Genomic DNA, 14047 nt, shown 5'->3' on the forward strand with positions numbered 1-14047 from the left:
TAGACGAACAACGGTAGCGCTACTAGCGCACCAGTGTCACGCTCATAAGCCCAATAACGACGTCGTTCGCCACCGCTTCGACGTCCATGCTTTTGAGTTTCTTTTTTGGGTTGAGAGGCAAATCCAGCACGGTAGCCGCCCCGCCTTCAATGGCGCGGGTGCTGAAGCCCTTGATGCTGGTGTAAGCCGGCGCCGCTTCGCGGGTGAGCAGGCCGGTTTTGAGGTGGAGGCGGTAGGGGCGCGGCGCGCCGGTGGTGAAGGCAAAGCCATCTTCCAGGTAATCCTGCTCAATGGGCCACCAGTTTTGCGGGTTGCGAAGGGCCAGAGTTTCCGAAGTGCCATCGGTGTAGCGCACTACTACGTTGCCGTTGGTGAGCTGGCTTTGCATGGGGTTAGTGGAACCAGCCAGTAGCAGGTAGGCGTGGCGGGCCCGTCCCTTGAGCGCTACTGTGGCCTGGTCAGGGTAGTTGTCCCACTTCGACACGAACAGCACGTTCTTGGCACCTGCCGCGCCGGGCGTACTCAGAGGTACGCCCTCGGGCAGCTGAATCTGGTTTTTACTGCCGGCCGCCTGCCGTAGGCCACTGTCATCAATAACAGCTTCTGTGAGCGGGTAACACCAGTTACCAATGCCTTGAGTAGGTAGCTGCAAGGTGGGCCCCACTGGCCTAGGCGACAGGTATTGTTGCTGAAAAATGCCGGTTACCTGCGCGTTGAAGTAAGGCGTGAGCTGCACTGTCTCGTACTTCCGCGGCCCTGTGGCTGAGGCTACCGTAGTAACTGCCGGAGGCGTTTTCACTGTGAAAGTCAGCGGCTCCCACCAGGATACCTCTCCCTGCCGGAGCTGCACGAAGGCGGTTTTGCTGCCGGCCCCCTCTCCTACCCGCGCCGTGAGGGAAGCTCCATTGGGCATAGTGTCGCGCAGGGCTTCTTGGGGGTCGAATACTTTTTGGATGGTGGCGTGGGGAAACCGGACGGTTAAAGCCTCCCCCGGAGCGTATGATGGCTCCAGTGTGGCTACGTCCGGAGTGTCACCTTGCCAGTTGATGACGACTTCATAGGAATTGGCAGGGTCTGCACTGATTTCCAGGACCGGGTGGCCTACGGCGTCATCCATGTTTTTCCAAATGGTAGACCGTCCGTTAACCGTCACCGACTGCACGGTTGTACTGCGCGCCTGCACCTGTAATTGAAGTTTCAGCGACTTCGGGAAATGGGGGGTGATGCGGTAGGTTTCCTGCCGCCCTTGCCGCTGGAAGGCAAAAGCAACATCCGGGATAGAAAGCGATGCTTCATTCCAGGCGGCGGGCAGGCCGGGCCGGATGGTGAGCGTGCCGGCCAGCGCGTCGGGCACAATGCCAAACAGGCCTTCAACCAGGGAACGGGACGCCATACCAATGGGGTCGGCGAAGTCGCGGTACAGCTCGCCGCGGTGAGCATCATAGAAGGACACCTGCTGAAAGTTGCCGGGGCTGGAGCCTAGGTACATGCTTTCCAGTAGGGCGCTTTTCCAGAGCTTGAAGGCTTCTTCGGGACGACCCGCCTGCCAGTTGGCCAGCGTGGTGTGCAGCACTTCGGCCATGGCCACGTTATTGATGGACCAGTCGTAGGGCTGCCAGTTGGTGGTTGAAATCAGGTAGTAGCCTTCATCCGGTAGGCCAGTGGCCCGCACCGGAATATGCGGAATCTCGGTGTCGATGTAGCGCAGGGCCTGGTAGGCTTGGAAGTTGTCAGGCACCTGAGAGTCGAGGGCGTGGTAGATGGTCCAGATGCCGGCGGCGGGGTGCAGCTGCTTGAGGCCGAGGGCATCCTGATACTCGGCGTACCAGCCCTGGCGGGGCAGCCACAGCCGGCTGTTTAGGGCCTGCTTGATCTTGGCGGCTTCCTGCTGGTAGGGCGCGGGGTTTTCGCCGAGGCGCTGGGCCAGGATAGCAGCCAGCTGGTTGGCTAGGTAGTTATAGGCGGAGGAATGGGTGACGGCGCCCCCGCTATACTGCAAGGCATCGGAGGCCCAGATGGCGGCGTAGGCGTCGTAGAGACCATCATTATCAGAGTCAAAGTTGCGCTTCTCCCAAGCCAGATGGCGCGTCAGCACGGGCCACATTTCTCTGGCAAAGGCCAGGTCGCCGGTCCAGAGGAAGTGGCGCAGCAGCTCGTCGATGTAGACGAGGTTCATGTCGTAGTGGTGGGGCCGGAAGTCGCCGCCGGGGTTGCGGCTGATGTAGCCCTCACTGTACACGCTGGTCCCCAGCTTCTCTTGGCTACGAGCCAGGTGCAGGGCGGTATCCATCACCACTGGGCCAGCCGGCGGGGTCTGCAGTTGCGACTGCGCGTAGGCCCGGAAGTGCTTCTGCGCCCGGTCGTGCCAGCCCAGCGGGTCGGCGGCGTAGGGGCCGCGCCAGCCGTTGAGGCGCATGCGCCAGGCCACGGAGCCGTGCAGGTAGGTGGGATCTTCCCAAATGGCATCGGCGGCAATGCCCAGCGCCCCACCCAGGGTGTTGATGTAAGGGTCGGGCGTTTTTACCTGGATTCGGTTAGCCAGCACTTGGCGCACGGCTTCGGCTTGGGCAAATGCCCGTGACAAATCGGTGTAGCGCAGCGCTAGGCCAGTAGCAGCGGGCTTCTGCACGGCGAAGTATAGCGTCTCCCCTGCCTTCGCGGGCACTATGCCGACCGCCACTGGCCTAGCCGAGCCTTTAGAAGCCCACAGTTGCTGCGGCGAGTCCTGCTGCTCCGCATCGGCGACGTGCAATTCGGACGTCATCGGCACGAGGCCTAGCAGGGTTTTCGACTCAGCTGGAGCAGCATTGGCGGCGGGTTTTGCAGGCTTCGTTGCGGCCGTATAGTCTAGCGTGAAAGACTTACCCTTCAGTGCAAAGGTGTTGTTCTGGCAATACTCAGGCTTGAGGTAGAAGCTGGACTCGGGGTCGGCACCAATATCACCGTCGCGGCTGAACTTCTTGCCGGTAGCGCCGCCATACGCCCAGAGCAGGCGCACTTGGTTGGGGGGCACCTTCTCAAACCGGGCCTTCACCAGCATGCCTTCCGCGTCGGCCATGGCCTGCACCTCTAAGTGGAGCGTGCCACCGCCCAGCAGAGGGTCTTGGATGGTGTAGAGCATGGCACCGGGGCGGTAGCGCGCTTCAATGCTAGCGGCTTTTATCAGCCATTTGCTCTGCCCATCGGTCCCCAACAGTCCAAATTTGAGGTTGCCGCCCATGCCGGGCAGGTACAAGGCAAACTCCGGTAGGTCGCCGGCTTCAACCCGGAAAGCGGTGTTGGTGCCGTAGAGGGCGCGGGTAAAGCGCTTGTCGCCGTTCTGAATGACGAAGTCGGTGCCATCGGGGCGGTAGCGCAGGGTACGGGCCTGGTGGTGCCAGAGCGGCGCTTCGGGTGCAGATTGCGCCACGACGGCATCCGCTGACCACAGCATCAGCAGGGCCGCTAGGCCACTCCTCCAGCTGTGTTTCGATTGCGATATAGGTCCAGCGCTTACGCTCATTCACTCCTAGGTAAAAAGACCGGCCTAAGCGCCTTCCAGCTTCGCTGAAAAACACTCAGGCCGAGCTTGTTATACATTCAGCACTTAGTAGCCGGGGTTCTGCTCATACACGTAAGATGAGGCGGCTAACTCGTTCTGGGGCACGGGATACAGCAAGTCGTTAGCCGTAATAGGCTTCCGAATGCGGTTACGGGTGTCTTCCTTGGCTATCCAGGCGTTCATCACGTCGAGGGCCATGCCTGAGCGTACCAGGTCGTGCCAGCGCAGGCCTTCACCCGCAAACTCGCGGCGGCGCTCCTCCATCAGTTGGGCCAGCGTTACGCCCGTCAGCGGCGCGGCCGTGAGGCCAGCCCGGTCACGCACCCGCTTCACCAGGGCATCAGCCGTAGCGGATGGGCCACTCTTGCGAATGAGAGCTTCGGCTTTCAGCAGCAGCACATCGGCGTAGCGCAGCACAATGAAGTTGATGGGCCAGTCGGTGCGAGAAGTGCCGCGCAAGGTGCCATTCACGTACTTCTTGAAGGCAGGGCGAGTTTCTACGGCTACGGGCGTGCTCGTGGTGGTATAGCCAATCTGCATAGTTACGCCTTTGCGCGTATCGGCCGTGGCGTAGGTGGCCACCAGGTTATCAGACGGAGGGCGCAATTCGTCGCCGGTGCCAAAACCCGTACCAGCCCCAATCGACTGGAAGTAGTTGTTGGTCAGCAGAATGGATGGAAACGAAGCTCCCAGGCCTAGGCCGCCACTCACGTACTGCACATCAAATATTACCTCGCGGTTGTTCTCATTAGTGTAGGCAAACACGTTACCGTAGGCGCTGCCAGCCGTGCCAGCGGCCGTAATCAGGTCGTAACGCCCGCTGTTAATCACCTGATCGAGTAGAGTAATGGCCGCATCGTAATCGTTGGTGCCTAGGCCAGGGCCGTTGATTCCGTAGGTGGGGCCAGAGCGGGTCAGGTACACTTGCGCCAGCAGGGTACGCGCGGCTCCGTTGGTGGCCCGGCCCACGTTAGTGGTGGTGTAAGAATCGGGCAGCTTAGCAATGGCGTCCTGCAAATCAGCAATGATCAAAGTATACACATCAGCCACGTTGGCGCGCGGAATGGTAGCCACTTCCTGGGGCTCCAGGGGCTTATCTACCACGGGCACCTTACCGAAGTAGCGTACTAGGTCAAAGTAGAACAGAGCCCGCAAAAACTTGGCTTCTCCCTCCGTGCGGCTGCGCACATCATCCGTTAGTACCGAGCCATTCTTAGCCAGCTGGTCTAGCACTACGTTGGCCCGAAATACGCCCACGAAGTCCGTCGTCCAGGTGTCGGAGGGGTACTCGTTGGAGGCTATGGTGGTGGAAAAGTTGTTGATGGGCTCCCAGGTGCGGATGCCCTGGGTGCTCACGCCGTAAATATTATCCGAGCGGGTTTCCGACATGGTCAGCTGGCGGTCGGGGTAGTCGCGCAGGTTGCTATACACCGAGTTGATGGCCTGGCTAAAGTCGTCGGCGGTTTTGTAGAACGTGGGCACCGAGCCGCTGGAAATGGGCGCTTGGTCGAGGTCTTTTTCGCAGGCGCTAAGCACCAGTACGCTGGCCGCCAGAATCGAGAAAAGGGTCTTTTTCATATTACACGAGCAGTTGCCTGCTAGAAAGTAAGGTTGAGGCCTAGGGTCATCGATTTGGTCAGGGGCAGCCCGCCGTAGTCGGTACCCACCGAGAAGCCGCTGCCGCCCGTGTCGGAGTTGGTGGCATCCACGTTGTAGCCACCGCGGTAAGTATCATGACCGAAGAAGTTCTCCGCCGACACGTAGATGCGGGCGCCCTGCATGATGGTCTTGGGCACTAGGTTGCCCAGGTTGTAGCCCAGCGTAATGTTGCGCACTCGGTAATAATTGGTAGAGTACAGCCAGGAGTCGCTCTTGAGCGGCGTGAAGTTGGCCTGGGCCTTGCCCCGCTCGCCCGCGCCGGGGTCGTCCACGGAGCGCCACCGGTCGCGCTGCAGGCCTAGCACGTTCTGGTTGTAGCCCATGTTGGTGTTATCGATGGCCCGCCCAATGAGGGAGTAGAGGCTACCGCCCTGCTGACCCTGAACGAGCACGCTCAGGTCAAAACCCCTAAATGTGAAGTTGTTGGTGATGCCCCAGGTAAACTTGGGGTTGGGCTGCCCGATAATTACCCGGTCTTTTTCGTTGATGGTGCCGTCGCCGTTGGCATCCCGGAAGCGCGGGTCGCCCACCGTCTGGCCCTGGATGAGCGGGGCACCGCCATCAATATCAGACTGGGTCAGGATGCCAGTTTGCTGAATGGCGTAGAACGAGAACATGGGCTTGCCCACCATCAACAGGGTGCTGGAAGCGCCGTAGGGTGAGGCAATTTCGATGGTTGCGTCGCCCTCGCCCAGGTGCACCACCTTGTTGCGGTTGTGGCTCAGGTTGAGGGAGGTGTTCCACTCGAAGGCACCAGTCACGTTGCGCGAGCGAAGTTCTAGCTCCACGCCTTGGTTCAGTACCTCGCCAATGTTCACGAGCTGCGAGGAGTAGCCCGAGGCACTGGGCCGGGGCACGTTCAGCAGCAGGTCTTTGCTGGTTTTGGTGTAGTAGTCGAACGAACCCGAAATGCGGTTGTCAATCACGCCAAAGTCGAGGCCTACATCAATCGTTTGCGATTTTTCCCAGCGGAGCAACGCATTGGGGGCCTTGTTTGGCGATTGGCCCGAGGCCACCACGCCCCCAAAGGTGTAGGGGTTCACGCCCAGCGTGGCAATGCTGCTGTAGTCGCCAATGCCATTGTTGCCCGACATACCAAAGCTGCCGCGCACCTTCAGGTCGCTGATGACGGGCAGGCCCTTCATGAAGTTCTCCTGCGAAATACGCCAGCCCGCCGATACGGCCGGGAACACGCCCCAGCGCTTATCTTGGCCAAAACGGGAAGATCCGTCGCGGCGGACGCTGGCCGTGAGCAGGTACTTGCCCTCATAGGCGTACTGTACCCGCCCGAAGTAAGAGAGCAGCACGTTCTGCGTTTCGGTAGTACCGTTGTCGCCGGTACCCGTGATGTTGTTGGCCCCGTTCAGGGTAGTTACCGCGCTGTTCACAAAACCACCCGAGGAACGCAGCCGGTCCGTTTCGGTCTTGAAGAAGTTGTAGGCATACCCCGCCAGCGCCGAGACATCATGCTTGTTGGCAATGACCTTGTTGTAGGCCAGGGTGTTCTCGTTTACGAAGGCCTGCTTGCGGAAGCCGCTGAACGTGCCCACCGCACCCGACCCCACCAGGCGGGAGTTAGGAATGTAGCTCTTGGCCCGCGAATCGGTGTTGTCGAAGTTGAGGGTGGAGCGGAAACGCAGGTTCTTCACGATTTCGTAGTCGCCGAACAAGGTGCTCAGCGTCCGGAACACGGTGGTTTGCTGCTGCCGGTTTTCCAGCTCCCCTACCGGGCTTACACTGGTGCCGGCCCACGTGTACACGGGGTTCTCGCCGTAGTTGGTGTACAAGCCCGCCGACGATTCAGCCACCGGCACCATGGTAATAAACTTCTGCGCCAGGTTGTCTTTGCCTTCCACGCCGGGGTCATTAGAAATGGCGTAGCTGGGGCTGATGTTCAGGCCAAACTTGAGCTTATCGGAAGCCTTCACTTCCATGTTGGCACGGGCCGAGTAGCGCTTGTAGGCCACTCCAATCACAATCCCCTCCTGGTCGGTGTAGTTACCCGACACGTAGTAGTTCACGTTGTTAGTAGCGCCGCTAGCCGACACCTGGTAGTTCTGCACTTTACCGGTCCGGAAGATGGCGTCCTGCCAGTCGATGTAGTCTAGGCCAGGGTGACCGGGCTGGTACCAGCGGTCATCAATCATCAAGGATGGATTGATGGTAGTAACCCCCAAAATAGCCTGGCGTTGGGCGGTAGTTTGGTTGGCCAACCGTTGAGGTGCCCCGGGCGTAGTGGGCTGCGAGCGGACCCAGTTGTTGTTGATGATTTCCGAAGCACGCTCCACCCATTCGTCGGGCTTCAGCAGATCCAGCTTCTTGGCCATCTGGGAGTAGCCGCCGTACACGTTGAAGTTGATCTGGGGCTTACCGGTTTTGCCGCGCTTGGTGGTTACCAGTACCACCCCGTTGGCAGCGCGTGAGCCGTAAATGGCCGCCGCCGCCGCGTCTTTCAGCACCTCAATCGATTGAATATCGTTGGGGTTGATGTTGTCGAGGGGGCTGCCGGTGGCGTAGTTACCATTGCCGTTGGGCGAGGTGCCTTCCAGCGGGAAACCGTCGATTACATACAGGGGCTGGTTGTTGGCCGTGATGGAGCCGTTGCCCCGCACCTGCACGTTAAACCCGCGGCCCGGTAGACCCGTGTTTTGCTGCACATTCACACCCGCCAACTGGCCTACGAGGGCCTGATCGACGCGCAGAATGGGCCGCTCCTCTAGCTTGCTGGCATCGAGGGTGGCAATGGCACCGGTTACATCGGCTTTCTTCTGGGTACCGTAGCCTACTACCACTACCTCATCCAGCGACTTAGAGTCTTCACTCAGCTTCACCGTGATGTTGCCCGCCGCCGTGAAGGGGCGTTCCTGGGTGGCAAACCCAATGAAGCTGAACACCAGCGTGCCCGCTGTTTCTGGCACGGCCAGGGTGAAGGTGCCATCGGGGCCGGTGGTAGTACCACGGGTGGTGCCTTTGAGTACAACCGTCACACCCGGGAGACCTTCTCCGTTTTTAGATTCTACTTTGCCGCTGAGCTGCCACTCAGCGACGGCGGAGGCGGCGGGACGGGCCTGCACTGCCGTAACCGCAGGCCCCGCGAGCAGGAGCAGCGGCAGACAGGCTACGAAGGGGCCGCGCCGCCAGGTGTAACTTTTCTTCATGGGTTGTACAGGTAGGTTTAGTGGGATGAGACGACCGGTAGGTCACCAAAGAGAGCTGCTTTGATGATGCCAAATTATTTATCCTCTTACCCGAAACCCTCCTGTAGACTACCGCCTGCAAGTGATTACTCACCATTTTATTTTTCCAGCATCTAGTTGCACTCTACTCCGCCCAGCTTTCGGCTTAGTTTCCGGCCATTGTTCAGAGGCCCGGAGTGGCCTAGAGCTCTTTAGACAATTGCCCGAATTACTTAAAAAGGCAACTCCTGCTGCACTCTGCACTTTCAGGGCCTCTTATTGGCCAGAAAAAGCAGACTACAGCAGGAGCTGCGCGGATTACTCCAGAGGTGACCTAGGAAGCCAGGTAATTGCCGAACCCTACTACTACGGTTGACAATACCACCGTCAGGATGCCCAGCTGAATGGTGCGCATGGTGGGCCGGTTAGCCCCGCGCCACTCGTGCAAATACAGGCCCCACAACGAGCTGAACGCAATGATAAAGGCCATGTGCAGCGTCCAGCCCGAGAAGCGATACTCGCCCATTTGGCTGTCGCCCATGCCGTAAAAGAAGAACTGCAAGTACCACGTCAGGCCGGCCACGGCGCAGAACAAAACGTTGCGCAGAGCCGGGAAGCTGGGGTTGGCGTAGTCGGTGTAGGTTTTGTTTTTTATGTTGAGATAGATGCACCAGATGGCGTTTGTAGTAAGCCCACCCAGCAGAATAATAACCAGGGAAGCATTATTTACATACAGCGGGTTGGTGCCGTTCTGAGCCGCCAGCTTGGCAATGGGCTCTCCGGCGGTCAAGCCAAACGACATGCAGGCACTCATGATACCAGAAAACACCGCTACCAGCAGCCCTTTACGCAGGTCAAACTCGGCAATGGATGCCTTTTTCTCATCCGTGGTGAGGTTTTTCTCCTTCATCATGCCCGCTAGGCCACATATTACAATACCCAGCACGCACACGCCCAAGCCCGCCACAATTACCTGGCCCGAGGTGGTTTGGAGCAGCGCTATAAACTCTCCCTTATAAATAGGTGGCACTAGGGTACCAAAAACGGCGCATAGGCCTAGGGTAAACGCCATCCCCAGGGAGAGGCCTAGGTAACGCATGGCCAGCCCAAAGGTGAGCCCCCCCAGGCCCCACAACACTCCCCATACATAGGTCCAGAACAGCGTTTCACGGCTGGTTTGAGCTAGCACGTCAAACAAGTGCGGTACGGTAGCCGAGCCTAGTACCAACGGGGCAATTAGCCACGAAACGATGCCGCCTACCAGCCAGTAGCTTTCCCAAGCCCAGCCGTGTACCTTCTTATAAGGCAAGTAAAAGCTGCCGGAGGCAAAGCCTCCCAGCGCGTGCAGAATAACTCCTAAGAAAACACTCATAGCGCAGTTCGTTTTTTTCAAATCTGTCCGGATTGCCCGGCCAAACTCTCCTGTTCCCTCCTGAAAGCAGGAAACTACCGGTGAGTAATGGCTCACGCTACCAGCAACGGGCAATCAATCAACTTTTTCCGCGTGAACAGGAGAGTGCAGGAGTTCTAGGCCAGTGGCACAAACGTACTTTGTCAAACAAGCAATTCATCATTGGTTTTCGATTGTCAAAACAGACGTCTCAATATGGAAAAGACCTTCACGTATCAGCATGTCAGCTACCTGTGGGATGAGGCGAAGGCCCTACAGATGGCGGGCGATGAAGTCGCTCTCTTCATCTACCGCTCCAATCTGCTGGGTGCCGACTTGCGCCTGACCAACTACGCCGGCGGTAACACCTCGTGCAAGATTACTGAAACGGACCCAGTCACGGGCCAACCCGTGGAAGTAATGTGGGTAAAAGGCTCCGGCGGCGACATCGGCACTCTGACGAAGGCGGGCTGCGCCAACCTGTACGTAGACAAACTGCACGCCCTCAAAAACCGGTACCGCGGCCTCGAATTTGAGGATGAAATGGTGGACCTGTTCAACCACTGCCTCTTCGACCCCAAGTGCGCCGCGCCTAGCATCGATACACCGCTGCACGGACTCCTGCCCTTCGCCCATATCGACCACCTCCACCCCGATGCGCTGATTGCCATTGCGGCCAGCAAAGACGGTGAGCAAATTATGCGCGAAATCTGGGGGGATACGATGGCTTGGCTGCCTTGGCAGCGCCCCGGATTCGACCTAGGCCTGCAACTGGAAAAAGTAGTACAGGATAACCCCAACCTGCGCGGCGTGATTCTCGGCGGCCACGGCTTGTTCACCTGGGGCGAAACCTCCTACTCCTGCTACCTCAATACCCTGGAAGTAATTGAACAGGCCGCTACCTACCTAGAGGCAAACTACGGCAAGAGCCGCCCCGTGTTTGGCGGCCAGAAGCTGGAAAGCGCGTCGCCCGAGGCGCGGCGTGAGCAGGCAGCTCTAGTGATGCCCGTGTTGCGGGGCCTAGCCTCCCAGCACCGCCGCATGCTAGGCCACTTCACCGACGATGCCCGGGTGCTGGAGTTTATCAACTCGAACGACCTAGCGCGTCTGGCCCCCCTCGGCACCTCCTGCCCCGACCACTTCCTGCGCACCAAAATCAGGCCGCTGGTGCTGGACCCCGCCCGTATGCAGGCCTCGCAGCAGGATGTGCAGCAGTATCTGCAGGAGCAGTTTGCCGCCTACCGCCAAGACTACACCGCCTACTATGAGCGCTGCAAGCACGAGAACAGCCCCGCCCTGCGCGACCCCAACCCGGTGGTGATTTTGTGGCCTACGGTGGGCATGTTCAGCTTTGCCAAGGACAAGCAGACGGCTCGCGTGGCGGCGGAGTTCTACACCAACGCCATCAATGTGATGAAGGGCGCCGAGGCCGTGAGCACCTACCAGGGCCTGCCCGAGCAGGAAGCCTTCGACATTGAGTACTGGCTGCTGGAAGAGGCCAAGCTCCAGCGCATGCCCAAGCCCAAGTCGCTCTCCGGCCAGGTGGCCTACGTGACGGGCGGCACCGGCGGCATTGGCCTCGCCATCTGCGAGCTGCTGCTGCAACACGGCGCCTGCGTGGTAGCCGTTGACCGCGACCGGTTGGAAGACACCCAGACTACCCTGCGCAAGCGCTACGGCAAAGACAACGCCCTCACCGCCCCCATCGACGTAACTCAGGCCGAGACCATCCAATCATCTCTGCAGGAGACTATTCTGCAGTTTGGCGGGGTAGATATTCTGGTGAACTGCGCGGGCCTGAGCATCAGCAAGCCCCTCTCCGAAACCACCCAGGCCGACTGGGATATTCTGGAGAATGTGCTGGTGAAAGGTCAGTTTCTGGTGTCACAGGCCGGCGTGGAAATCCTGCGTCAGCAGAAACTGGGCGGAGACATTGTAAACATTGCTTCCAAGAACGGCTTAGTAGCCGGCCCCAACAACGTGGCCTACGGCACTGCGAAGGCCGCTCAGCTGCACATGTCGCGCCTGCTAGCCGCTGAGCTGGGCCCTGATAAAATACGGGTAAACACCGTGAACCCCGATGCCGTGCTGCGCGGCTCTAAAATTTGGGAAGGCGACTGGGCCGCAGGCCGCGCCAAGGCCTATGGGGTATCGGTAGAAGACCTGCCGGCGCACTACGCCAAGCGCACCCTGCTGGGCGAGGAAGTGCTGGCCGAAGACATTGCCAAAGCCGTGCTGGTGTTTGTGGATGGCTCCCTGGCTAAGTCTACCGGCAATGTGCTGAACGTAGATGGCGGCGTAGCCATGGCCTTCGTGCGCTAGGCCAGTTCTGGCAGTTTATTATTTGTTCCAAACGGGCCGTCTGCTACAGTCGGCCCGTTTTTCATTTCGCACAATGATAGCAGACAATGTAGAGACGCGTATTCGCGTCTCAGCGCCAGAACGACAGGCCTAGAACGACTACGTCAGCACGCAGCAGACGCGAATACGCGTCTCTACACTGGTCACCATCATTGGGCGATTTACTTTTTAGCGCTGAATTACGCAGGCTAGGCCACTGCCCAACGTAAATGCCTGCTCCGGGAACGTTCCCGATAACGTTTGCGCAATTAAACTACGCTGGAGATTCAGATTCCTCCGGAAGCTGCGTAATTTATCCACTGACTAGCGTCCTGCTCCTGCACCAGGGCCCTTCCATGCGGCGGAATCGATTCCAGAATCTGCTGCCTCCTCTCTCCCTTGGTGCCTCCCCTTCCTTCCCACCAAACCCGCTGGTCAGCAGGCTCTATGCCCACTCTTCTCCCATCTTCCCAGTCCATGTACAAGCTGCAGTTCAAGCCGTTCGACAAGACGCCGAAATACAAGCAGATTGTGCAGTCCGTTATCATGGACATTGAGCGCGGCACCCTGCGCAAGGGCGACCAGCTACCCAGCATCAGTGAGCTAAGCGCGGAGTACTACCTGGCCCGCGACACCGTAGAAAAAGCGTATCGGGAGCTGCGCGAGCGGGGCTTCTGCACTTCCGTGCAGGGCAAAGGCTACTACGTGCAGGCCCCCGACAACACCAAGCTCAAGATTCTGCTGGTGCTCAATAAGCTCAGCTCCTACAAGAAAATCGTGTACTACGCCTTCCTGCAAGCCTTAGGCGAGCATGCGACGGTAGACCTGCAAATTCATCACTACAGCGCCTCGCTTTTTCAGGAAATCATGGAGAAGAACATGGGCAAGTACAACTACTACGTGGTGATGCCCCACTTCACGCAGGATCTAGACAAAGCTGACTATAAGAGCATTCTGAACGGCATTCCGGCCGATGAGCTGGTACTACTCGACAAGCAAGTGCCCGACCTGAAGCACCAACCACTCACCGTGTACCAGGACTTCGACAAGGACATCTTCTCGGCCCTGGAAGGCTCCAACGACCTGCTGGAAAAGTACCACCGCATGGTACTGGTGCTACCCAGCGTAGGCAATAACTACCCCGCCGAAATTGCCTGGGGCTTCCGCACCTTCTGCATCAACTACAACAAGGAGTTTGCGGTGAAGGAAAGCGCCATGAACGAGGTAATGGAGCCCGGCACGGCCTATGTGGTAGTAGAAACCACCGACCTGGCTGAGCTGATCAAGAAAGTACGCCAGACGCACTACCTGCTGGGCCGCGAAATCGGCATCCTGTCCTTCAACTCCAGCACGCTCAAAGAGCTGCTGGGCATCACGGTCATCACCACCGACTTCGAGGCCATGGGCCGCACGGCCGCTGAGCTACTATTGGAGAAGCAGCGCGTGAAGGTGAAAAACCCCTTCTACACCATCCGGCGCGGCTCCTTATAGGCCTTCGCAGACAGCTACCCCACTATAGCTAACACAGCTCAGGCGTTCGGGTGAATTTCAGAACATCCCACACCCGCACCTCATCCTGAGCAGCGCGAAGGATCTTATCACGTTAGCACAACTGGCCTAGAACAAGCCGTTCATGCGTGAAAAGATCCTTCGCGCTGCTCAGGATGACGTGCTGGAGGCGACGAGTATATACTTGTACTCACTGCGTCCGGTAATACAATTACAGTCGAATTTGGGCTTATCGCTTTCATAACTGCTAATCGGGAACCGGCTTGAACGGCAGCATTACTTCTGCTTTTCCTGGCTGCTAGGCCACTGTATTCTCGTGGCGATTAACCGATCACTCACCGAAGGCTAAATTTTCCGGCGACACAGGAGAGTTCATAACAGTTCCGGCCGCTGCCGGTGGTAGGTTGCTTCTCAGAAACTACACGTGCTTCT

General features: G+C 58.7%; 6 protein-coding genes. 2 read left to right on the forward strand and 4 right to left on the reverse strand.

What is annotated here, in order from left to right; genetic code table 11:
* Window positions 1–22: 22 nt before the first annotated feature.
* The 4 genes from EU557_RS12950 to rhaT form a co-directional block, all read right to left on the reverse strand.
* The gene (locus tag EU557_RS12950) at window positions 23–3502 is read right to left on the reverse strand and encodes a DUF4450 domain-containing protein (protein WP_210116037.1); all 3480 of its coding nucleotides are present in this window, start codon (window positions 3500–3502) and stop codon (window positions 23–25) included.
* A gap of 84 nt (window positions 3503–3586) precedes the next feature.
* Window positions 3587–5119, reverse strand: a complete 1533-nt coding sequence (locus EU557_RS12955) for a RagB/SusD family nutrient uptake outer membrane protein (RefSeq protein ID WP_135530860.1) — start codon at window positions 5117–5119, stop codon at window positions 3587–3589.
* 20 nt (window positions 5120–5139) lie between these two features.
* Window positions 5140–8358: a SusC/RagA family TonB-linked outer membrane protein gene (locus tag EU557_RS12960; protein ID WP_135530861.1), complete on the reverse strand. Its 3219-nt coding sequence runs from the start codon at window positions 8356–8358 to the stop codon at window positions 5140–5142.
* Window positions 8359–8710: 352 nt separating this feature from the next.
* Window positions 8711–9748, reverse strand: a complete 1038-nt coding sequence (gene rhaT, locus EU557_RS12965) for an L-rhamnose/proton symporter RhaT (RefSeq protein ID WP_135530862.1) — start codon at window positions 9746–9748, stop codon at window positions 8711–8713.
* Between the two features lie 234 nt (window positions 9749–9982).
* Here rhaT and EU557_RS12970 point away from each other — a divergent pair, with 234 nt between their 5' ends.
* Both EU557_RS12970 and EU557_RS12975 read left to right on the forward strand, forming a co-directional pair.
* The gene (locus tag EU557_RS12970) at window positions 9983–12088 is read left to right on the forward strand and encodes a bifunctional aldolase/short-chain dehydrogenase (protein ID WP_135530863.1); all 2106 of its coding nucleotides are present in this window, start codon (window positions 9983–9985) and stop codon (window positions 12086–12088) included.
* Window positions 12089–12583: 495 nt separating this feature from the next.
* Window positions 12584–13597, forward strand: a complete 1014-nt coding sequence (locus EU557_RS12975; RefSeq protein WP_135530864.1) for a GntR family transcriptional regulator — start codon at window positions 12584–12586, stop codon at window positions 13595–13597.
* Window positions 13598–14047: the final 450 nt, after the last annotated feature.

This window comes from Hymenobacter wooponensis (assembly GCF_004745865.1).
Classification (GTDB): Bacteria; Bacteroidota; Bacteroidia; order Cytophagales; family Hymenobacteraceae; genus Hymenobacter; species Hymenobacter wooponensis.